The sequence below is a fragment of the Paucibacter sp. KBW04 genome (assembly GCF_003852425.1).
Taxonomy (GTDB): Bacteria; Pseudomonadota; Gammaproteobacteria; order Burkholderiales; family Burkholderiaceae_C; genus Paucibacter_A.
In genome coordinates this window covers 196,124-218,642 of record NZ_QAJN01000001.1, presented here as the reverse complement: position 1 = coordinate 218,642, position 22,519 = coordinate 196,124, and the positions used below count along the sequence as shown (strand labels likewise).

At 63.0% G+C, this 22,519-nt stretch carries 18 protein-coding genes; 10 read left to right on the top strand and 8 right to left on the bottom strand.

Translation table 11 applies throughout. The annotated features are described in order from the left end of the window. Positions 1-85 precede the first annotated feature (85 nt). Positions 86-2,941 (bottom strand): 2-oxoglutarate dehydrogenase E1 component, encoded by a 2,856-nt coding sequence (locus DBR47_RS01005; protein ID WP_124446140.1) that lies wholly within the window; start codon positions 2,939-2,941, stop codon positions 86-88. Between the two features lie 453 nt (positions 2,942-3,394). Between DBR47_RS01005 and DBR47_RS01000 the strand changes: the two genes are divergently transcribed. Genes DBR47_RS01000 through DBR47_RS00985 form a run of 4 tightly spaced genes read left to right on the top strand, consistent with a single transcriptional unit; the run spans position 3,395 to position 7,899 of the window. Further along, entirely contained in the window at positions 3,395-4,237 is an 843-nt protein-coding gene (locus DBR47_RS01000) for a 2OG-Fe(II) oxygenase family protein (RefSeq protein ID WP_124446139.1), read from the top strand. 9 nt (positions 4,238-4,246) lie between these two features. Further along, on the top strand, positions 4,247-4,618 hold the full coding sequence (locus DBR47_RS00995; RefSeq protein WP_124446918.1) for a hypothetical protein: 372 nt from the start codon (positions 4,247-4,249) through the stop codon (positions 4,616-4,618). 37 nt (positions 4,619-4,655) lie between these two features. Beyond that, the gene (locus DBR47_RS00990; protein WP_231512065.1) at positions 4,656-6,254 is read left to right on the top strand and encodes an ABC transporter substrate-binding protein; all 1,599 of its coding nucleotides are present in this window, start codon (positions 4,656-4,658) and stop codon (positions 6,252-6,254) included. 37 nt (positions 6,255-6,291) lie between these two features. Next, positions 6,292-7,899 carry an ABC transporter substrate-binding protein gene (locus tag DBR47_RS00985; protein ID WP_124446138.1) on the top strand — a complete coding sequence of 536 codons (1,608 nt, stop codon included), beginning with the start codon at positions 6,292-6,294 and terminating at the stop codon, positions 7,897-7,899. Between the two features lie 21 nt (positions 7,900-7,920). Here DBR47_RS00985 and DBR47_RS00980 read toward each other — a convergent pair whose 3' ends face one another. The 5 genes from DBR47_RS00980 to DBR47_RS00960 all read right to left on the bottom strand — a co-directional run bounded on the left by DBR47_RS00980 (position 7,921) and on the right by DBR47_RS00960 (position 14,352). Next, positions 7,921-9,456 carry a methyl-accepting chemotaxis protein gene (locus DBR47_RS00980; protein ID WP_148090407.1) on the bottom strand — a complete coding sequence of 512 codons (1,536 nt, stop codon included), beginning with the start codon at positions 9,454-9,456 and terminating at the stop codon, positions 7,921-7,923. 306 nt (positions 9,457-9,762) lie between these two features. Continuing rightward, on the bottom strand, positions 9,763-10,716 hold the full coding sequence (locus DBR47_RS00975) for a nitronate monooxygenase family protein (RefSeq protein WP_124446136.1): 954 nt from the start codon (positions 10,714-10,716) through the stop codon (positions 9,763-9,765). 27 nt (positions 10,717-10,743) lie between these two features. Then, on the bottom strand, positions 10,744-12,534 hold the full coding sequence (locus tag DBR47_RS00970) for an acyl-CoA dehydrogenase (RefSeq protein WP_124446135.1): 1,791 nt from the start codon (positions 12,532-12,534) through the stop codon (positions 10,744-10,746). Between the two features lie 101 nt (positions 12,535-12,635). Continuing rightward, positions 12,636-13,568: an electron transfer flavoprotein subunit alpha/FixB family protein gene (locus DBR47_RS00965; protein ID WP_124446134.1), complete on the bottom strand. Its 933-nt coding sequence runs from the start codon at positions 13,566-13,568 to the stop codon at positions 12,636-12,638. Positions 13,569-13,599: 31 nt separating this feature from the next. Further along, a complete protein-coding gene (locus tag DBR47_RS00960) occupies positions 13,600-14,352 on the bottom strand; it encodes an electron transfer flavoprotein subunit beta/FixA family protein (RefSeq protein WP_124446133.1) in 753 nt (250 codons plus the stop codon). Positions 14,353-14,561: 209 nt separating this feature from the next. On the opposite strand from DBR47_RS00960, the gene murI reads away from it, so the two are divergent. Next, positions 14,562-15,362: a glutamate racemase gene (gene murI, locus DBR47_RS00955; RefSeq protein WP_231512064.1), complete on the top strand. Its 801-nt coding sequence runs from the start codon at positions 14,562-14,564 to the stop codon at positions 15,360-15,362. A 38-nt stretch (positions 15,363-15,400) separates the two neighbouring features. On the opposite strand, the gene DBR47_RS00950 is transcribed toward murI, so the two are convergent. Both DBR47_RS00950 and DBR47_RS00945 read right to left on the bottom strand, forming a co-directional pair. Next, a complete protein-coding gene (locus tag DBR47_RS00950; RefSeq protein ID WP_124446131.1) occupies positions 15,401-16,048 on the bottom strand; it encodes a response regulator transcription factor in 648 nt (215 codons plus the stop codon). Continuing rightward, positions 16,045-17,190, bottom strand: coding sequence for a response regulator (locus DBR47_RS00945; protein ID WP_197046797.1), 1,146 nt, complete (start codon positions 17,188-17,190; stop codon positions 16,045-16,047). Before DBR47_RS00945 ends, DBR47_RS00950 begins: the two co-directional genes overlap by 4 nt. 391 nt (positions 17,191-17,581) lie before the next feature. On the opposite strand from DBR47_RS00945, the gene DBR47_RS00940 reads away from it, so the two are divergent. Genes DBR47_RS00940 through DBR47_RS24795 form a run of 5 tightly spaced genes read left to right on the top strand, consistent with a single transcriptional unit; the run spans position 17,582 to position 22,468 of the window. Further along, entirely contained in the window at positions 17,582-17,962 is a 381-nt protein-coding gene (locus DBR47_RS00940; RefSeq protein WP_231512063.1) for a hypothetical protein, read from the top strand. 49 nt (positions 17,963-18,011) lie between these two features. Then, positions 18,012-18,374, top strand: a complete 363-nt coding sequence (locus DBR47_RS00935) for a response regulator (RefSeq protein ID WP_124446129.1) — start codon at positions 18,012-18,014, stop codon at positions 18,372-18,374. Positions 18,375-18,414: 40 nt separating this feature from the next. After that, positions 18,415-20,547, top strand: coding sequence for a chemotaxis protein CheA (locus DBR47_RS00930; protein WP_124446128.1), 2,133 nt, complete (start codon positions 18,415-18,417; stop codon positions 20,545-20,547). Between the two features lie 52 nt (positions 20,548-20,599). After that, a complete protein-coding gene (locus tag DBR47_RS24800; protein WP_231512062.1) occupies positions 20,600-20,746 on the top strand; it encodes a Tar ligand binding domain-containing protein in 147 nt (48 codons plus the stop codon). 21 nt (positions 20,747-20,767) lie between these two features. Further along, on the top strand, positions 20,768-22,468 hold the full coding sequence (locus tag DBR47_RS24795) for a methyl-accepting chemotaxis protein (protein ID WP_305037008.1): 1,701 nt from the start codon (positions 20,768-20,770) through the stop codon (positions 22,466-22,468). Positions 22,469-22,519 lie beyond the last annotated feature (51 nt).

The following is a 22,519-nucleotide window of genomic DNA, read 5'->3' as shown; positions in this document are numbered from 1 at the left end:
TTCTTTCTACGAGCCGGTGAGTTGAGCGGCTCTGGCCGCTCGAACGAGCCGAGTTACTGCGGCGCCAACGGCGTCCGCAATAACCTTATTTGGTGAGGATGAAACCCTTGAGCTTGGCGAAGGCCTGCTCCAACAAGGACTTTTGCTGATCCTGGTGCAGATGGGCGTAGCCGCAAGCCGGCGAGGCCGAGGCCGGGCGGCCGGCATAGCCGAGCTTTTGCCCGTCCAGCATGTTCTCGTGCACATAGTGCTGCACGAAGAACCAGGCGCCTTGGTTTTGCGGCTCGTCCTGGCACCACACGATTTCGGTGGCGTTCGGGTACTTCTTGAGTTCGGCCGCAAAGGCCTTGTGCGGGAAGGGGTACAGCTGCTCCACGCGGATCAGGGCCACGTCGGTGGACTTCTTTTCCTCGCGCTTGCGCACCAGGTCGTAGTAGACCTTGCCCGAGCAGACGATCACGCGCTTGACCTTGTCGGCAGCAATGGCGGCGTCCTGCTCACCGATCACGGTGCGGAACTCGCCCTTGGTGAACTCGGCCAGGGCCGAGGTCGCATCCTTGGCGCGCAGCAGGCTCTTGGGGGTCATGATGACCAAGGGCTTGCGGAACATGCGCAGCATTTGGCGACGCAGCACGTGGAAGATCTGCGAAGCCGTGGTCGGCTGGACGATCTGCATATTGTTGTCGGCAGCCAGCTGCATGAAGCGCTCCAGGCGGGCCGAGCTGTGCTCGGGGCCCTGACCTTCATAGCCATGCGGCAACATCATCACCAGGCCGTTGGCACGGCCCCACTTGACCTCGCCGGAGGCGATGAACTGGTCGATCACCACCTGGGCGCCGTTGACGAAGTCGCCGAACTGCGCTTCCCAGATCGTCAGCGTATTGGGCTCGGCGGCGGCATAGCCGTACTCAAAACCCAGCACCGCCTCTTCGCTGAGGATGGAGTCGATGACCACGAACGGAGCCTGCCCGTCGGCCACGTTTTGCAGCGGGATGTAGGCGCCTTCGTCCCAGTTGGTGCGGTTCTGGTCGTGAATGACGGCGTGGCGGTGGGTGAAGGTGCCACGGCCTGCGTCCTCGCCCGACAGGCGGATCGGGTAGCCGCTGGCCACCAGGGAGGCGAAGGCCATGGCCTCGCCCATGCCCCAGTCCACATTGATCTCGCCCCGGCCCATGGCGGCGCGGTCGGCATACAGCTTTTGCACCAGGTTGTGCGCGACCAGATCCTTGGGCAAGGTGGTCAGCTTCTCAGACAGTCGCTTCCACTCCGAGACCGGCAGCGCGGTGTCGCAGCTGTCGGTCCACTTCTTGCCGAGGAAGGGCGACCAGTCGGTGGCGTACTTGCTCTTGAAGTTGGTCAGCACCGGGTCCACCGTGTGGCGGCCTTCGTCCATGGCGGCGCGGTAGGCCTTGACCATTTCGTCCGCACCGGCGGCATCCACCACCTTTTGCGCGGCCAGCTTGTCGGCGTAGACCTTGCGGGTGCCGGGGTGCTGCGCAATCTTTTTGTACATCAGCGGCTGGGTCAGCGAGGGGGTGTCCTGCTCGTTGTGGCCCAGCTTGCGGAAGCAGACGATGTCCAGCACCACGTCCTTGCGGAACTCGGCGCGGTAGTCCATGGCCAGTTGCATGGCCCACACCACCGCTTCCGGATCGTCGCCGTTGACGTGCAGCACCGGGGCTTCGATCATCTTGACGACGTCGGAGCAATAGGTGGTGGAGCGCAGATCGCGCGGGTCGCTGGTGGTGAAACCGATCTGGTTGTTGATGACGATGTGCACCGTGCCGCCGGTGCCGTAGCCACGGGTCTGGGCCATGCACAGGGTTTCCTGCACCACGCCCTGGCCACCGAAGGCGGCGTCGCCGTGCACCAGCACGGGCAGCACCTGGCTGCCGTCCTTGTCACCACGGCGCTCTTGGCGGGCGCGCACGCTGCCCTCCACCACCGGGTTGACGATTTCCAGGTGCGAGGGGTTGAAGGACAACGACAGGTGCACCGGGCCACCCTTGGTGCTCACGTCCGAGCTGAAGCCTTGGTGGTACTTCACGTCGCCAGCGGGCAGGTCTTCGGCGGCCTTGTGCTCGAATTCGGCGAACAGGTCGGCTGGCATCTTGCCCAGGGTGTTGACCAGCACGTTCAGGCGGCCACGGTGGGCCATGCCGATGACGATTTCTTGCACGCCACGCTGGCCGGCGCGCTGGATCAGCTCGTCCATGGCAGCGATAAAGCTCTCACCACCTTCCAGCGAGAAGCGCTTCTGGCCCACATACTTGGTGTGCAGATAACGCTCCAGGCCTTCGGCAGCGGTCAGGCGGTCCAGGATGTGGCGCTTTTCTTCGGCCGTGAAGGTGGGCTTGCCGCGCGCCTTTTCCAGCCGCTCCTGCCACCAGCGCTTTTCGCCGGGGTCGGTGCAGTGCATGAACTCGGAGCCGACCGAGCTGCAATAGGTCTCGCGCAAGGCTTGCACGATTTGGCGCAAGCTCATGGTCTCGCCACCAAAATAGGTATTGGCGGCCGAGAAATTGATGTCCATATCGGACTCGCTCAGGTCATAAAAGGCCGGATCGAGTTCAGGGATCTTGGGGCGCTCCGCGCGCTTGAGCGGGTCCAGCTCGGCCCAGCGATTACCCAGGAAGCGGTAGGCCGCAATCAGGCTTTGCACATGCACCTGCTTGTGGGCCACGGCCAGATCGGCGCTGGAAGCCTTGGTGGCAAAGGCATTGGCCTTGGCGCGCTGGGCGAAGGATTCGATCACCGGCAGGTGGGCCACATCGCGGGCATCGCTGCCGTCGGTGGCAGGCACATGCTGCAAGGCGTCGAAATACGCACGCCAGTTGTCGGGCACGGAGCCCGGGTTGTCGAGGTAGGCCTCGTACATCTCTTCGACATAAGGGGCATTGCCCCCGAACAGGTAGGAGTTGGACCTGTATTGCTGCATCATCTTCGCTCACCTCTAACCCCGGCTTCCAGGGCATTGGCTGGTTGATAAACCTTCCGCGACACGGCTCGACCGGTTGGCGGATTGCGACCCGCCTTCGCTGTTGCCAGAAAAGGGGACGGGAAGGACCTAAGTCTAAAAAAAACAGGGGGCACTGTAGCACTTTTGTCTTAATAGGCCACCCGCGGGGACCGGGCGGACTGTCGCAGTATCGGAACTACAAGGCATTTCTGAAGCGACTTTGAGGCGGACGGAGCCGCCAATTTCAAAATTCTCAAAGCCCCAAACAGGTGCTCGCCCTGCCCCAAACCGATACAACAAGCACCAGTATGGGCGAAGTGCTGCATTTGCGACAGCTGATTCTGCAGCCAAATTGAAGCACTCTGCGCGCGCAGGGTAAGCGCCCCTGCTTGGCCTAAACTGACAGCCTGCAAGCAAAAAAGTCCAGGAAACAAGATGCAAGTCCAAGTCGTCGACTACCGCGCCCCTGACGCCGCCCGCCTTTTCACCCAGTCCCTGCACGACACCGGCTTTGGCGTGCTGGTCAATCACCCCATCCAGCAAGGCCTGGTGGAGAAGATTTACGCCGACTGGCTGGCCTTCTTCAATACCGAGGAGAAGCATCAATTCCCCTTCTCCAAGGAAAAGCAGGACGGCTATTTCTCCACCGAAATCTCCGAGACGGCCAAGGGCAGCAGCCAAAAAGACATCAAGGAGTACTACCACATCTACCCCTGGGGCCGGGTGCCTGCGGCGCTCAAAGCCGACGCCGATCTTTACTACGCACAGGCCAATGCCTTGGCCTCCGAATTACTGGGTTGGGTGGAGCAATTCACACCGCCGGAGATCGCACAGCACTATCGCGAGCCTCTGTCAAAAATGATTAAGGACAGCCAACAGACCCTGTTGCGGGTCTTGCGTTACCCCCCGTTGACCGGCAATGAGCCCGCCGGCGCCCTGCGTGCCGCCGCCCACGGCGACATCAATCTGCTGACCATCCTGCCAGCCGCTAACGAACCCGGCCTGCAGGTCCAAGGCATGGACGGCGCCTGGTTTGATGTGCCTTGCGACTTCGGCATGCTCATCATCAATATCGGCGACATGCTGGAAGAAGCCTCGCAGGGCTATTACCCCAGCACCCAACACCGGGTGGTCAATCCCACGGGCCAAGGTGCCACCCGCAGCCGCGTCTCGCTGCCGCTGTTCCTGCACCCACGCAACGAGGTGGTGCTGTCGGACCGCCACACGGCCCACAGCTATCTGCAAGAGCGCCTGCGCGAGTTGGGCGTCAAGACCTGACCCTTGCTTGTGAGACCCAGCGACTCACAGCAAATCATTCACATCCACCCCAGGGCGCCGGCCAAGCCAGCCGTGGGGGCGATCTGCAATGGCTGCGGCATCTGCTGCCTGAGCGAGCCCTGCCCCATCGGCATGCTGATCAGTCGCAAGCGCCAGGGCCAATGTCAGGCCTTGCGCTGGTCCGATGCGTCTGGCCGCTATGTCTGCGGCCTGCTTGCCGAGCCCGAGTCTGCAGCGAGCTGGCGTCGCAGCCTGCAAGCCTGGCTGCGCCCGCTGCTGCGCCGCTGGATTGCCGCAGGCCAAGGTTGCGACTGCGAGCTGCTCCCCCAATCGCCCAGCTCCGGGCAAGCCACTAGCCGGGAGGCGCAAGGCCCGGGCTAGCATCGCCCCACATTGTTCACACGCAAGGGGACCGATGATGATGCGCACGACAAAGCTGAGCTACACGAAGCTGGTGGCCGGTCTAGCCTTAGGCCTGACGCTCTTGGCCGCTGGTGGCTCCGGTCACGCGGCCAGCCTGCGCTGGGCAGCACAGAACGATGTGCTAACGCTGGACCCGCACTCACAAGACCACACCACCACCAGCAGCATCTTGCAGCATGCCTATGAGGGCCTGACTCGCTATAACGAAAAGTTCCAGGTCGAGCCGGCACTGGCGAGCAAATGGACCTACATCAGCCCCACCCAGGTGCGCTTCGAGCTGCGCCGCGGCGTGAAGTTCCATGACGGCGGCGCCTTCACGGCCGACGATGTGATCTTCTCCTTCGGCCGGGTACGCCAGCCCCAGGGCACGATGCAGATTTATGTGACCGGCATCAAGGAGATCAAGAAAATCGACGAGCACACCGTCGACCTCTTGCTGGACGCCCCCAGCCCCATCTTGCTGCGCAATCTGGTGGACTTCCGCATCATGAGCAAGAGCTGGGCGGATAAGAACAAGGCCACCCAGGTGCAGGACTACAAGGCCAAGGAAGACCATTACGCAGCCCGCAATGTGATGGGCACCGGCCCCTACAAAATCACCGCCTGGGTGCCTGATCAGAAGATCACCATGGTCGCCAACAAGGACTGGTGGGACAGCAACAAAGGCAATATCAGCGATCTGGTCTATCTGCCCATCAAGTCCGAACCCACCCGGGTGGCGGCGCTGCTCTCGGGCGATGTGGATCTGCTGACCGATCTGCCCACCCAGGATGTGGCCAAGCTGCGCAGCGATCCCAAGCTCAAGGTGATGGACGGCAATGAGACCCGCACCATCTTCTTTGCCCTGGATCTGGGCAGCAAGGAATTGTTGGGCAGCAATATCAAGGGCAAGAACCCCTTCCTGGATGTGCGGGTGCGCGAGGCCATGAGCATCGCCATTGACCGCGAAGCGATCAAGCGCAGCATCATGCGCGGCATGTCGGTGCCGGCCGGCCTGATGGTGGCGCCCGGCGTCAACGGCAACACACCGGAGCTGGATCGCCCTCTCAAACCCGATGTGGAGAAGGCCAAGAAGCTGCTGGCCGAGGCCGGCTACCCGCAAGGCTTTGAGGTGCCCCTGCACTGCCCCAATAACCGCTACATCAATGACGAGGAAATCTGCCAGGCGGTGGTGGCCATGTGGGCCCGCATCGGCCTGAAGACTCGGCTGATCGCGCAAAACATGTCCCAGCACAGCCAGGCCTTCCAAAAGGGCGAGGCGGCGCTTTATATGCTGGGCTGGGGGGTGGCCACCTTCGATGCGCAATACGCCTTGCAAGCCCTGGCCCATACCAAGAGCACGGGGGCAGACGGCAGCTTCAATTTCTCGCATGTCAGCGACGCCAAGCTGGATCAGCTGATCGACGCGATGAAGTTCGAGACCGATGTGGCCAAGCGCAACAACCTGATCCGCGAGGCCTTGCTGCGGGTGCGCGATGAGCACCTCTTCATCCCCCTGCACCACCAGGTGCGCCCCTGGGCCATGAAGAGCAATGTCGAGACCTCTTATCGCTCCAACGACCGGCCGGAGGCCCGCTTCACGACATTGAAGTAAGCCGTCGATTGATTCAATAAAACATTTGGGAGGACAGATGAAAGCCAAGGAATTCCGCTTCAAAAAACTCAATCACGCCCTGTGCGCCGGCCTGCTGGGCCTGGGCCTGCAGCTGGGGCTGGGCGACTCCGCGCAGGCGGCCAGCATGCGCTGGGCCGCGCAGAACGATATCCAGACCCTGGACCCGCATTCGCAGAATCATGCGGCCACCAGCGCCATCTCCAGCTATGTCTACGAGGGACTGACGCGCTACAACGAGAAGTTCCAGCCCGAGCCGGCCTTGGCCAGCAAATGGACCCAGATCAGCCCCACGCAGATCCGCTTCGACTTGCGGCGCGGCGTCAAGTTTCAGGACGGCACGCCCTTCACGGCCGATGACGTGATCTTCTCCTTCAATCGCGTGCGCCAGCCGCAGGCGAATATGCAGATTTATGTCACCGGCATCAAGGAGATCAAGAAGATCGATGCCCACACCATCGATCTGCTGCTGGAAGGCCCTAACCCCGTCTTGCTGCGCAATCTGACCGGCTTTCGCATCATGAGCAAGGCCTGGGCGGAGAAGAACAAATCGCTCAACACCCAGGACTACAAGGCCAAGGAAGACACTTACGCCTCCCGCAATGCCATGGGCACCGGCCCATACAAGATCACCGCCTGGCAGCCCGACCAGAAAATCAGCATGGTGGCCAATAAGGACTGGTGGGACACGAACAAGGGCAATATCACCGAGCTGACCTATCTGCCCATCAAGAGCGACGCCACCCGGGTGGCGGCCCTGCTCTCGGGCGATCTGGACCTGCTTACCGACCTGCCCACTCAAGACGTGGCCAAGCTGCGCGCCGACCCCAAACTCAAGGTGATGGACGGCAACGAGAACCGCACCATCTTCTTCGCCATGGACCTGGGCAGCGATGAGTTGCGCGGCTCCAATATCAAGGGCAAGAACCCCTTCAAGGACAAGCGCGTGCGCGAGGCCATGAATCTGGGCCTGGACCGCGAAGCCATCAAGCGCAGCCTGATGCGCGGCTTCTCGGTGCCGGCCGGCATCATGGTGGCGCCGGGCGTGGACGGCCATGCGCCCGACCTCGACGTGCCGCTGAAGGCCGACTACGAGAAGGCCAAGAAGCTGCTGGCCGAGGCGGGCTACCCGGAAGGCTTCGAGGTACCGCTGAACTGCCCCAATGACCGCTACGTCAACGACGAAGAAATCTGCCAGGCGGTGGTGGCCATGTGGACCAAGATCGGCATCAAGGCCAAGCTCAGCACCAGCCCCATGTCCCAACACTCCCAGTTGCTGCAGCGCCTGGAGTCGCCGCTTTACCTTTACGGCTGGGGCGTGACGACTTTTGATGCCCAGTACACCTTGCAAGACATCGTCCACTCCCGCACCAAGGGCGTGGACGGCAAGGGCAACTACTCGCGCATCAGCGATGCCCGCGTGGACGAACTGGTGCAGGCCATGAAGGTGGAAACCGATCCGGTCAAACGCCGCGCCCAGGTGCGCGAGGCCTTGCAGCGGGTGCGGGATGAGTTCCTCTTCATCCCGGTGCACCACCAGGTACGCCCCTGGGCCATGCGCAGCAATGTGGAGACCTTGCACCGCGCGGACGACAAACCCGAGCCGCGCCTGACGACCTTGCGCTAAGCCCGGGAGTGGTCGCCACCGTCAAACCCGCGCCAAGGCGAACACGCTGACGGTGCTGACCAGTTGCTGAGCCTGCTGGCTGAGGCTTTGCGCCGCGGCCGCCGACTCCTCCACCAAGGCGGCATTCTGCTGGGTGGAGGCGTCGATATGGTGAATGGCCTGGCTGACTCGGGCGATGTCTTGCTCCTGGGCTTGGCTGGCCGAGGTGATCTCGCCGATCAAGCCCGCCACCTGGCGCACCTCGGCCACGATCTCGTCCATGGTGCTGCCGGTGGCCTGGGCCAGGCCTGCGCCCTGCTCGATCTGGCTGTTGCTGGCCCTGATCACCGCGCCGATGTCCTTGGAGGCCGCGGCCGCGCGCTGCGCCAGCTGCCTGACCTCGTCGGCCACCACGGCGAAGCCCCGCCCGCGCTCGCCTGCTCGCGCCGCTTCCACCGCCGCATTCAAGGCCAGGATATTGGTCTGGAAGGCAATGCCGTCGATCAGCGAAGTCAGCTCGCTCACCTGCTTGGCGCCGCGTGCCATCGCATTCATGGTGAGGATCACCTCGCCGACCAAGGCCGCGCCGCGCCCGGCCACCTCGGTGGCGGCCTGGGCGCGCGCCGTCGCCTGGGCGGCCGACTGCGCGTTTTGCTGTACCGCCTCGGCCAGGCTCAGCACGGCCGCGCTGGTTTGCTGAAGATGGCCGGCTTGCAGCTCGGTGCGCTGGCTGAGATCGGCATTGCCCACGGCGATCTGGCTGGAGCCGGTGGCGATGCTGTCGCTGCTGGCTCGCACGCTGCTGACCAGGGCCGACAGGCCGGCGCACATCTGTGCCATCGCCGAGAGCACGCTAGACTGATCGCCCGCCCGCACCCGCACCGGGCGCGACAGATCACCCCGGGCCACCGCCTGCGCGATGGCGGCCGCCGCGCGCGGCTCGCCGCCGGTGGCGGCCCAAACCGTGCGCTTGGCCCAGGCGCCTAGCAGCACCAGCAGCAAGGCCGCTGCCAACATCACCGCCCAGCGCAGGCGGCTCACCCAAGCCAAGGTCTGCTCGTAATCGGCAATGCTGTGTTCGGCCAAGGCCGTGGCTGCGCTGACGGTGGCATCCACCCCTCGCCGGTGCTCCACATACAAGGTCTGAGCCTGGGGCAGTTGCTGCCGCGCTTGCTCGGCATGGCCTGCGGCAAGCTCATCCAGCATTTGCCCCGCCACCTGCAAAAACTGCTGCCCGGCCTTGTGCTGCGCTCCCAGCAACTGCTGCTCCAGACCGTAGGGCGGGTGTGCTTGCCAGTAGGCCACGCGTTCTTTGTATTCCTTGTCCAGACGCTGGAACTCCGACCGCGCCTTGTCCAGCGCCACCGTGCCGTCCAACGCTTGCGAAAGCAGCAAGCGCAGCTCGATCAGATAAAGCGGCGGCGGCAGGATGTCGGCCGTCAAATCCTTGGCGTCAAAGCTTTTCTGCACCGCCAGTTCCGCGCGCTGCCCTCCCAGCACCGCGCTCAAGGTGAGGATGCCGGACATGCCCAAGCCCGCCAGCACCAGGACCCACAAAATACCCCTCAATGACTTCATTCTTCGGCACTCCACTCGAACAAATGGGGCGACTCGCGCGCCCTTCTTGCCTCGCCTGTCCTGGCCTTGTCGGACGCAAGACCAGCGAGCTGAGGCCATGCACCAGAAGAAACACGAGTGCCTGGCAGCGGCGTGGAAAAGTGCCAGCGATGCGCCAAGCCAGTGCGCTTGAGTGACGCTGAATGCACCGAAGTGGCACGCTTCAAAAAGGGCGGGGTCAGGTCTTGCTAGTGCCAAAGAAAACAGAGGAACAAAGCAAAAAGGCCGCTCCAAGAGCGGCCTTTCATCTGCCAGTTGACGCGGGTCTCAGGCCAGGCTGAGGCGTAGACGTGCAGCTTGGTACTCACGCACCAGGCGGGCCACCAACTCGGCGGCAGGCACCACGGCCTTGACGTTGCCAATGCCCTGGCCGCAGCCCCAGATGTCCTTCCAGGCCTTTTTGGAGTCGCCGCCGAAGTTCATCGCGCTGGGGTCGCTCTCGGGCAAGTTGTCGGGGTCCATGCCGGCGTTGACGATGGAGCCACGCAGATAGTTGCCGTGCACGCCAGTGAAGAGATTGCTGTAGACGATGTCATCGCTATTGCTCTCGACAATCATCTGCTTATAGCCCTCGGCCGCGCGCGCTTCATCGGTCGCGATAAAGGCCGAGCCGATATAGGCGAAGTCCGCGCCCATGGCCTGGGCCGCCAGCACGGCATCGCCCGAGGCGATGGAGCCCGACAAGGCCAAGGGGCCGTCGAACCACTGACGGATCTCCTGGATCAGCGCAAACGGGCTCTTCACCCCAGCATGGCCACCGGCACCGGCCGCCACGGCGATCAGGCCGTCGGCACCCTTCTCGATCGCCTTCTTGGCGAATTTGTTATTGATGATGTCGTGCAGCACGATGCCACCCCAGGCATGCACGGCCTGGTTGACGTCTTCACGCGCGCCCAGCGAGGTGATGATGATGGGCACCTTGTACTTGGCGCACACGGCCAGGTCATGCTCCAGGCGGTCATTGCTTTTGTGCACGATCTGGTTGATCGCAAAAGGCGCGGCCGGCTTGTCGGGGTTGGCCTTGTTGTAAGCGGCCAGCTCGGTGGTGATCTCGTTCAGCCACTCGTCCAGCAGCTCGGCCGGGCGGGCGTTGAGCGCGGGCATGGAGCCGATCACACCGGCCTTGCACTGGGCGATCACCAGCTTGGGATTGCTGATGATGAAGAGCGGCGAGCCGATGATGGGCAGGGGCGCGTTTTTCAGGATAGGGGGCAGGGTCACAAAAATCTCCGTTCTTGGTCCAGCAACTCAGAAGGCGTCCAGCGGCAGGGCCGTAACGCTGTCGGCACCTTCGACGATGGCGTCGCGCAGACCACCCGCGCGGGCCAGGATGTGCTCGGCGTAGAAGCGGGCCGTCGCGATCTTGGCGCTCATAAAGGCCAGGTCTTCGCCCGCGGCCAGCTTGTCTTCGGCCACCAGCAGGGCCCGCGCCAGCTGCCAACCGGCCACCAGATTGCCGGCCAACATCAGATAAGGCACCGAGCCGGCATAGGCCGCATTGGGGTTGCTCTTGCCTTGGGCGGCGATGAAGTCCACTGAGTCCAGATAGGCCTGGCGGGCAGCGCTCAGGCGCTTGAGCATGGACTTGGCGGCCGCGCTGTCGCGCTGGGCCAGCAGGCCTTCGGTTGCCTCGATATTGGCGGCGAAGGCACGGGCCATCTGGCCGCCGTCGCGGCTGGTCTTGCGACCCACCAGGTCATTGGCCTGGATGGCGGTCGTGCCCTCGTAAATGGTCAGGATCTTGGCATCGCGGTAATGCTGGGCCGCACCGGTTTCCTCGATAAAGCCCATGCCGCCATGCACTTGCACGCCCAGGTCAGTGACCTCCAGGCTCATCTCGGTGCTATAGCCCTTGACCAGGGGCACCATGAATTCGTAGAAGGCCTGGTTTTGCTTACGGGTGTCGGCGTCCGGATGGTAGTGGGCGGCGTCGTAGGCCGAAGCGGCCACGCTGGCCATGGCGCGGCAACCTTCGGTCAGGGCGCGCATGGTCATCAGCATGCGACGCACATCGGGGTGATGAATGATGGCGGCGCTGCCGGCCACCGAGCCATCGACCGGCCGACTCTGCACCCGATCGCGGGCGTAGGACACGGCTTTTTGGTAGGCCCGCTCGGCGATCGCAATGCCTTGCACGCCCACGCCGAAGCGGGCGGCGTTCATCATGATGAACATGTATTCCAGGCCGCGGTTCTCCTGACCCACCAGGGTGCCGATGGCACCGCCGTGGTCACCGAACTGCAGCACGGCCGTGGGGCTGGCCTTGATGCCCATCTTGTGCTCGATGGAGACGCAGTGCGCGTCATTGCGGGCACCTAATGAGCCATCTGCATTGACCAAGAACTTGGGCACGATGAAAAGGCTGATGCCCTTGACGCCTTCCGGCGCACCGGCCACGCGGGCCAGCACCAGATGGACGATGTTCTCGGCCATATCGTGATCACCGTAGGTGATGAAGATCTTGGTGCCGAAAATCTTGTAAGTGCCGTCGGGCTGGGGCTCGGCGCGGGTGCGCACCAGGGCCAGATCGGAGCCGGCCTGGGGCTCGGTCAGATTCATGGTGCCGGTCCAGCTGCCGTCGATCAGCTTGGGGATGAAGGTGTTGCGCTGCTCCTCGCTGCCGGCCGTCAGCAAGGCCTCGATAGCACCGTCGGTCAGCAAGGGGCACAGGGCGAAGCTGATGCTGGCACTGTTCATCATCTCGCCGCAGGCCGCACCAATGGTCTTGGGCATGCCCTGGCCGCCAAAGGCCGTGGGATGCTGCAGGCCTTGCCAGCCGCCTTCGGCGAACTGGCGGAAAGCTTCCTTGAAGCCGGGTGTGGTGTAGACCTGGCCGTCCTTCAAATAGGAAGGGTTCTTGTCGCTCTCGAAATTCAAGGGGGCGATGATGTCTTCATTGAGCTTGGCGCACTCTTCCAACACGGCCTGGGCGGTGTCGATGTCGAAGTCGGCAAACTCAGGGATCTTGTTGAGGGCTTGCAAGCCAGCCAGCTCCTGCATATTGAAGAGCATGTCTTTGACGGGGGCGCGGTAAGGCATGAGGGTCTCCGGTCTGTATGTTTGTTGATTCAGACAAAACAAAGGCGCCGCGACCGTGAAGTCGGGCGCCTGTTGAAATCAAGCGTTGCTGCGAGTCTCGATCAGAGCGCGTTCACCAGTTCGGGAACAGCGTTGAACAGATCGGCCTCCAGGCCGTAGTCGGCCACGCTGAAGATGGGGGCTTCGGCATCCTTGTTGATCGCGACGATCACCTTGGAGTCCTTCATGCCGGCCAGATGCTGGATCGCGCCGCTGATGCCGCAGGCGATATAGAGCTGGGGGGCGACGATCTTGCCGGTCTGGCCCACCTGCCAGTCATTGGGGGCATAACCCGCATCGACGGCGGCGCGCGAGGCGCCCAGGGCGGCGCCCAGCTTGTCGGCCAGGGGCGTCAGCACTTCCATGAACTTGTCGTTCGAGCCCAGGGCGCGGCCACCGGAGACGATGATCTTGGCGGCGGTCAGCTCGGGGCGGTCGTTCTTGGCGATTTCGCGGCTGCCAAAAGTGGACTTGCCACTGTCGGCTACCGGTGCAAGCGCTTCCACGGCGGCGCTGCCACCGCTGGCGGCGGCGGCGTCAAAGCCGGTGGTACGCACGGTCAGCACCTTGGTGGCGTCGGTGCTTTGCACGGTGGCGATGGCATTGCCGGCGTAGATGGGGCGCTCAAAGGTGTCGGCGCTGATGACCTTGGTCACATCGCTCAACTGAGCCACGTCGAGCAAAGCGGCGACGCGCGGCGCCACGTTCTTGCCCGAGGCGGTGGCGGGAAAGAGGATGTGGCTATAGCCCGAGGCCACGGCCAGCACTTGGGCGGCGAGGTTTTCGGCCAGGCCATCGGCCAGCTGGGCGGCGTCGGCATGCAGCACCTTGGTGACGCCAGCGATCTGAGCGGCGGCGGCAGCGGCGGCGGCGGCGTTGTGGCCGGCCACCAGCACATGCACATCAGCACCGGTGGCCAGTGCGGCCGTCACGGTATTGAGGGTGGCGCCCTTGATGGACGCGTTGTCGTGTTCGGCAATAACGAGAGCAGTCATTGTGTTTTCTCCGATTTCTTCTGATTGGGGCTCAGCCAATGACTTTGGCTTCGTTCTTCAGCTTGTCGACCAGGGCGGCCACATCGGCCACCTTGATGCCGGCGCTGCGCTTGGGCGGCTCTTCGACCTTCAGGGTCTTGATGCGGGGGCTCACGTCCACGCCCAGATCGGCGGGCTTGATCACTTCCAGCGGCTTCTTCTTGGCCTTCATGATGTTGGGCAGCGTCACATAGCGCGGCTCATTCAGGCGCAGGTCGGTGGTGACCACGGCGGGCAGCTTGAGCTTGACGGTTTCCAGGCCACCGTCGACCTCACGGGTCACGGCGACTTCTTCGCCCGTCACTTCCACCTTGCTGGCGAAAGTGCCTTGGGGCAGGCCGCTCAGAGCAGCCAGCATCTGGCCGGTCTGGTTGCAATCGTCGTCGATGGCTTGCTTGCCCAGGATCACCAGGCCGGGCTGTTCCTTGTCGACCAGGGCCTTGAGCAGCTTGGCCACGGCCAGGGGCTGCAAGTCAGCATCGGTCTCGACCAGGATGGCGCGGTCGGCACCGATGGCCATGGCGGTACGCAGGGTCTCCTGGCATTGGGTGACGCCGCAGGAAATGGCGATCACCTCGGTGGCAACGCCCTTCTCTTTCAGGCGCACCGCCTCTTCGATGGCGATCTCATCAAAGGGGTTCATCGACATCTTGACATTGGCGATGTCCACGCCCGTGCCGTCGCTCTTGACGCGCACTTTGACGTTGTAGTCGACCACTCGTTTGACAGGAACCAGAACCTTCATCGAAGTACTCCAAGGCTAATTGACGTTAACGTTAATCAGATTCTACGGGCGGCGCAGCCGATTCCGCGAGCTGTGTGCAGAAAAAATAGCACGATCGTTCTATTTTAGGCATGAAATCGCCGCCACGGCGCAGGCTTGTGCGGACAATAGTTAGACTGCCGCACTCAATGAATACGCACCCAGCCCCCACGCTCCCCTCCCCTCACGGCATGCCGGCCAGCCTTGGCGTCTTCGACTCCGGCGTCGGCGGCCTGACGGTCTTGCGCGAGTTGCGCCGGGTACTGCCGCAAGTGCCCATGCACTACGTCGCCGATGCGGGCTACGCGCCCTACGGCCTGCGCACGCCAGAATCCCTGATCCAGCGCAGCCTGGCGGTCAGCGAGTATTTGATTGAACGTGGCGCCCGCTTGTTGGTGGTGGCCTGCAACACAGCCACCGCCCACGCGATCGAAGCCTTGCGACAGCGCTGGCCCGACATCCCCATCGTCGGCACCGAGCCAGGCATCAAGCCGGCCGTGGCCAGCACACGCAACGGCCGCATCGGCGTCATGGCCACGCCGGCCACGATCGCCAGCGCACGTTTTGCCGATCTGATCAAGCGGCATGCCCCCGAGGTGCAGGTCTTCAGCCAGGCCTGCCCCGGCTTGGTGGAGCTGATCGAGCGCGGCGAGTTGGACACACCGGCCCTGCATCAATTGCTGGGCCAGCTCTGCGCCCCTCTGAAAGCCGCTGGGGTCGACACCGTCTTGATGGGCTGCACCCATTACCCCTTGATTCAGGGCCCGCTGCAGCAGGCCTTGGGTGAGTCGGTGCAATTGCTCAATATCGAATCGGCCGTGGCTCAGCAGGCGGCCAGGTTGTGGCAGCGCCTCGAACTCGGGGGCCAGGATTCAAGCCAGACCGCCCCGCCTCCCACCCTGCAAACCACGGGGAGCGCCGCGGCGCTGACGGCCTTTGTGCGCGATGTGCTGGGCTGGGAGGCTGCGCAGGCCCAGAGCCTAGTGATCTGAGGCCACCTGAGCTCCGCTCAAGCCCACTGTAGCCAGCTTCAGCTCGCGACCAAGCCATTCCGGATGGCGTAGACCGTCAATTCAGAGTTGTTGGCCAAGGCCAGTTTTTCCAGCACCCGGGCGCGGTAGACGCTGACGGTCTTGGGGCTGAGCATCAACTCCTCCGCGATATCGGACAAGCGCTTGCCCGAGGCGATCATCACCAGGGTTTGCAGCTCACGGTCGGAGAGCTTTTGATGCGCTTGCTCGGCCGCCGGGGCGGTCAGGCTTTCCACCAGCATCTGGGCGATCTCGGGCGTCACATATTTGCGGCCCTGGGCCACGGTGCGCACGGCCTGCACCAGCACCTGCGGGTCGCCACCCTTGTTGACATAGCCGTAGGCCCCGGCGCGCAGGGCGCGGATGGCGTACTGGTCTTCGGGGTACATGGAGACGATCAAGGTGCGGATGCTCGTGCCCTCGTCCTTCAGCACATGCAAGACATCCAGACCGCTGCGGCCCGGCATATTGATGTCCAGCACCAGCACATCGCAGCCCGCATTGGGGCCGAGATCGCGCAGCAGGCTGCGCAACTCGCCGTAGTCGCCGGCCTCGCCGATGACCTCGATATCGGCCACGTCCGAGAGCGTGTCGCGGATGCCGCGCCGGATCAAAGCATGGTCATCGCACAGAATGACCTTGATCATAGTTGCCCCCAGGCGGAAGGATCATGGGTGGCCTCGGCCCCATCGTCCAGGCCGCTAGCGTCCAGCCCTTGGTCCTGAAGAGGGACGGAAAGAATCAGGCTGACGCCCTTGTTGTTCGTGCTCAAGTCCACCCAACCTCCTACCGTTGCCGCGCGTTCGTGCAGACCGCGAATTCCAAAACTGCGCGCCTTTGCCAGAGCACCGGGCGCAATACCTTGACCATTGTCACTGAGCTCCAGGGTCAAAACCCCCGAGTCCACGCTCAACTCAATATCGACCCGGCTGGCATTCGCATGTTTGGAGACATTGGTCAGCGCCTCCTGGGCCGTGCGATAGGCCACCAAAGGCACACCGGGCGGCAATTGCATCTGCTCATGGCTGGTGCGCACCGTGGTGACGATGCCGGTGCGGCGCTCAAAACGTGCCGCCATCCACTGCACCGCCGCCACCAGGCCCTGCTCAAGAATGGCCGGGCGCAGGTTGTGCATGATGCGTTGGCTGGCCTCGATGGCCGAGGTCACCGTCTCCAGGGCCGACTGCACCCGCTGCAGCACGGCCGCATCTTTGGAATGCCGATTGATCCAGGCCAGGTCGAACTTCAGGGCCGTCAGCGAGCCGCCCACATCGTCATGGATCTCGCGGGCGATGGCCGCGCGCTCCATCTCGATGCTGGTCTGCAAATGCCCGGCCAACTCATGCAGGCGCTGCTTGGACTTCAGCAACTCGCGGTCCGCCTCGATACGAGCCCGCTGGGACTCGCTGGCCTCAATCGCATGCAAAAGTGCCGGCGCCAAGCGCGCCAGATCCTTTTTGAGCAGGTAGTCCGAGGCTCCGGTGCGCATGGCCGCGACGGCCGTGTCCTCGCCAATTTCCCCTGAAACCAGGATAAAGGGCAGCAAACGACGGCTTTCCTTGAGCATGTCCAGCACCACAAGCCCCGAAAATCCGGGCAGGTTGTAGTCTGAAATGATGGCGTCCCAGGGCTGGTCCAGGGCGGCGCCGATCTCGGCCAGGGCGTCCATGCGGACCAGCTCTAGATTGAGGCCGGCTCGGCGCAGCTGGGCCATGATCAATTGGTGATCCAGCTCGGAATCTTCAATATGCAATATGCGCAATTTGCGCTCGGTGCTAGGGCTCGACATGGTGAGAAGTATGCCGGTGTTGCGTGAAGGCAGCACTGCATGGAAACCACGCCCTCCAGAAAAGCAAGCCAAAACACCATCGATTCGAGGGGTTATCCCGGAGCGCTAACTCGATACTTCGGTCGAATCACACAAATAGGCCGGTTCTGCCTGCTTTGTCTTGTCGACAGCTGAGGCAGAAATGCCGAAGATGCCATACAGCAAATGGTCAATCGATATCTGTCCTGCTGCTGCCCGTCCCGCGGGGCATGGCTTGAAGGTCACAGGTCCAACACAGGTCCGACATCGGTCCAAGAGGCGTGGAGCAAAGATGCTGATGAATGAAACGCAGGAACCTCCCGATCAAGGGATGCTTCCGTTGCTCGCCGCAGCGGAGATCCAAGATCATCTGATGACGGTCACCAACGATTTGGAACGCCTGCAGCGTCTGCTGGACGATGCAGGTGAGGCGCTGTCCGAGCATTTCTACAGCGCCTCCAACCACGTCTCGACGCTCAAGCGCCGGGCCGATGAAGAATCCAGCGCCGACGGCGCCATCCTGCAAAAGGCGATGGAACACATCGCCAGCGCCATCACGGCCTTGCAGTTCCAGGACATGGCCACGCAACTGATCGCACACACCAGCCAACGCCTGCGCAACTGCGCCGACCAGCTGGCGCGCGACACGTTTGGTGACGATGAGGACGGAACCGTCGTGGTCGAGATCGCGCCGCTTCGCCCTAACCCCGTGACCCAGGACGAAATGGACGCAGGCTCCATCGAATTGTTCTAAAGAGCCTAAGAAATTTACCGAAATCAGCTTGATACCCGGAGAGATAACAATGCACTCAATTCTTGCTGTGGACGATTCGGCCTCGATGCGCCAAATGGTCTCCTTCACGCTCAAGAACGCTGGATTCAACGTCGTTGAAGCGGTGGACGGGCAAGATGCCCTGGAGAAATCCAGCACCCGTGACTTCGATCTTGTGCTGACCGACCAGAACATGCCCCGCATGGACGGCATCAGCCTGACCAAGAAGCTGCGCGACAACCCCAAGTTCAAGACCACCCCCATCCTGATCCTGACCACCGAGTCCAGCGATCAGATGAAGCAAGCCGGCCGTGCCGCCGGCGCCACGGGTTGGCTGGTCAAGCCCTTCGATCCGGCCAAGCTGATCGAGGTGATTGGCAAGGTCATTCGTTAAGGCGTTTTTGCGCGCATCTAGACTCAAATTGGAGTAAGGCATGGGAGAAATGACTTCCGAAGGCGCAAGCCTGAGCGCAGGGATTGACCTGAGCCAGTTCTATCAAGTCTTTTTCGAGGAGGCGAGCGAGAACCTCGACAATATGGAACAGCTGCTGCTGAACCTGAACGTCGAGACCGCCGACGACGAAGAGCTGAACGCCATCTTCCGCTGCGCCCACTCCATCAAGGGCGGCGCCGCGACCTTTGGTTTCAGTGATGTGGCCGAGCTGACCCACCAGATGGAAACGCTGCTGGACAAGCTGCGCCGCCACGAGCTGGCCCCAAACTCCGCCATGGTGGACACCTTGCTGCAGTCGGGCGACGCCTTGCGCGCCCAGCTGGGCCGCCATCAAGGCTCGGGCGCTGCCCCGGTTGACACCTCGGACCTGCTCGTCAGCATTCGAGGTTTCGTCGACGGCGAGCAAGTCGCTGCGGCGCCTGCCGCTCCGGCCCCGGTGGCCTCGGCCCCAGTCGAAGCCGCACCGGCCCCCGCGCCCAAGCCAGGCAAGCCCGCCGCACGCGTGTTGGAACTGCAAGTCGGCCCGCTGACCGATATGAGCTTGGCCGACAACCTGGTCGAGCTCTTCAAAGAAATCACCGATCTAGGCACGATCGAGCCCCTGGACGCCGGCATGTCGGCGGACGGCGTGCGTCGCTTCAAGGTTTTGACCAGCAGCACCGACAGTGATCTGCTGGATTTGTTCACCTTCCACGTGGCCCGCGAGCAGGTCAAGCTGCTGCCCTTTGGCCCCGGCTTCGGCTTCCACGACGGCGCGCCTGGCGCTCCCGAGGCTCAGCCGGAAAGCAAGGATCCTGGCTACGGCTTCTTTGACAACGCCCCGGGCAACCCCGAGGTCGCCCCTGCCGGCACCCAACTCAAGGTGCAGGCCAGCGAAGAGGTCAAACCCGTGGCCGTCGCGGCCAAGCCTGTCGCCAAGGTCGAGCCCAAGCCAGCCGCTGCAGGCATGGATCAATCCACCCTGCGCGTGTCCATCGAAAAGGTGGACCAGCTGATCAATCTGGTCGGCGAGCTGGTGATCACCCAAGCCATGCTGGCACAGAACAGCCGCGATCTGGCCCCGGGCCTTTACCAGCAGCTGGCCTCAGGCCTGGCCGATCTGGAACGCAATACCCGCGATCTGCAGGAATCGGTGATGTCCATCCGGATGATTCCGATGTCCATCGTCTTCAACCGCTTCCCCCGCATGCTGCGCGATCTGGCCGCCAAGCTGGGCAAGAAGGTGGAACTGGTCACCCAAGGTGAAGCCACCGAATTGGACAAGAGCCTGGTTGAAAAGATCACCGATCCGCTGACCCACTTGGTTAGAAACAGCTGCGATCACGGCATTGAAATGCCGGCCGAGCGCCTGGCTCGCGGCAAGCCCGAGCAAGGCACCATCACCTTGGTGGCTTCACACCAAGGCGGCTCCATCGTGATCGAGGTGCGCGACGACGGCAAGGGCCTGAACCGCAACAAGCTGATCCAGAAGGCACGCGAGAAAGGTATTGATGCGCCCGACTCCATGACCGATGCCGAGGTCTGGGGCCTGATCTTCGCGCCCGGCTTCTCCACCGCCGAGGTGGTGACCGATGTGTCCGGCCGCGGTGTGGGCATGGACGTGGTGAAGAAGAACATCACCTCCCTGGGTGGCACGGTGGAGATCGACTCCGCCGAGGGCTATGGCATGAAGGTCTCGGTGCGACTGCCCCTGACCCTGGCCATCATGGACGGCATGAGTGTGGGCGTCGGCGAAGAGGTCTACATCCTGCCCCTGTCCTCGGTGGTCGAATCCTTCCAGGTGCAGTCCGACACCATCAAGACCGTGGCCGGCTCTGGCCGCGTGGTCGAGGTGCGTGACGAATACATGCCGGTGATTGGCCTTGAGCACATCTTCAATGTGCCGCGCTTCGACTTCGAACATGTCTCTTCCATCATGGTGGTGGTGGAGGCCGAAGGCGGCCGCGTCGCCCTGCTGGTGGACGAGTTGCTGGGCCAGCAACAGGTGGTGGTGAAGAACCTGGAAGCCAATTACCGCAAGGTCACCGACGTCTCCGGCGCCACCATCATGGGTGATGGCCGCGTGGCACTGATCTTGGACGTGGGCAGTCTGGTGCGTCGCTCCAGGCATTGAACCCCGCCGCTAAAGAAACTATGAATCCAGGGAATAGAGGTTTTTGATGAATATGAGCGCAATGCTCCGGCAGTTCAGCATCCGCACTCGCATGATTGGTGCGATTGCGATGGTGCTGACGCTGCTGTTGGCGGTGGGTAGCGTCGGTCTGCTTGGCATGAAGTCCATGCATGACCTGACGCAGGAGTTCAAGGAATAGACCATCCAGACCAGCCACCAAATGAATAATTTGGTGCAGTCCATCGGTGACTTGCGGCGTTTTGAGAAAGACATTCTCATTGCCTATCAGTTGCCCGACACGGCGGTCGCCTATCGCCAGCGCTGGGACCAAACCCTGCAGCAATTCAGCAAGGCCTCGAAGGAACTGGCAAGCAAGCAGCCCGAGTCCAAGAGCCTGGCTCTGGACAAGATGAACACGCTGGTGGACGCCTACGCGAGCAAGGCCGGGCCGGTTTTCAAGGAAATCGCCGGCGGCCATGTGGAAAACATTGCTGCGGCCAACAAGCAGTTGGAAGGCGCCAAGGCGGACATCCATGCCGCCCAGCAGTTGGTGGACGAGCTCTCCAAACAGCTCGATGCCAACACCAACAGCGCCCTGGCCAAAGCGCAGCTCACCGAAGATCGGGTGATGACGGCCTTTATGGCCATTTTGCTGATCAGCGCCGTGGTGGTCATCCCGCTGACGCTGCTGAATATGCAAAGCATCTGCAAGCCCCTGGCCGACGCTGAAGACCTGGCCCAGGCCATCGCGGCAGGCGATCTGACCAAGATTGCCATCCCGGTCGAAGGCCAGGATGAGGCCTCGCATCTGATGCGCTCCCTGCAGAATATGCAGCACGCACTGCAAAACTTGGTGGGCCAGCTGCGCACCTCGGCCGACAGCATTCGCACCGCTTCGGTAGAGATTGCCACCGGCAACCAGGATCTCTCCGGTCGCACCGAGCAGACCGCCTCCAATCTGCAGCAAGCTGCGTCATCCATGACCCAGCTGACCGGCACGGTCAAGCAAACCGCCGACTCGGCCCGTACCGCCAATCAACTGGCCAACTCGGCGTCCAGCGCGGCGGCCAAGGGCGGCGATGTGGTGGGTCAGGTCGTCTCAACCATGGACGAGATCAACACCAGCTCCAAGAAGATCAACGACATCATTGGCGTCATCGACGGCATCGCCTTCCAGACCAATATCCTGGCCTTGAATGCAGCGGTTGAGGCCGCCCGTGCCGGCGAGCAAGGCCGTGGCTTTGCGGTGGTGGCCAGCGAGGTTCGCAGCCTGGCTCAGCGCAGCGCCGAGGCCGCCCGCGAGATCAAGACCCTGATCGGCGCCAGCGTCGAGCGGGTGGAAACCGGCTCCCGCCTGGTGCAGGAGGCCGGCGAGTCCATGACGGACATCGTCACCAGCGTGCAGCGTGTCTCCGACATCATTGGCGAGATCACCGCCGCCGCTAGCGAGCAAAGCGATGGCATTGCCCAGGTCAACCAATCGGTGCTGCAACTCGATCAGATGACGCAGCAGAACGCGGCCCTGGTGGAAGAGTCCGCCGCCGCGGCCGAAAGCCTCAAGGATCAGGCCGAGCGCCTGGCCGAGGCGGTCGACAAGTTCAAGATCAATAGCAGCAGCGCCAGCAACGCGGCCGCCAAGCACAGCTTTGGCAGCAGCACGGCCTCGCGCCCGGCGGCCAGCTCTGCGCCCTACCAGGGCGGCAAAGCCAGCAGCACCAGCGCATCCAGCGGCCACGCGACGACCAAGCCCAGCCACAACAGCCAGGCCAGCAAAGTCACCCCAGCCGCGGGCAAGCCCAACTATTCGGCCGCCAAACCTGCACGCAGCAGCAGCGCGGTGCCGCCCAGCCCCCCAAGGTCCGAACCCGTCGCCCGCAGTGCCCCGGCCCCGCAGGCCGAAGGCGACTGGGAATCCTTCTGATCACCCGCTCACTCCCCCTTCTCCTTCCATCCCGCACACAAAAGAGGTAAG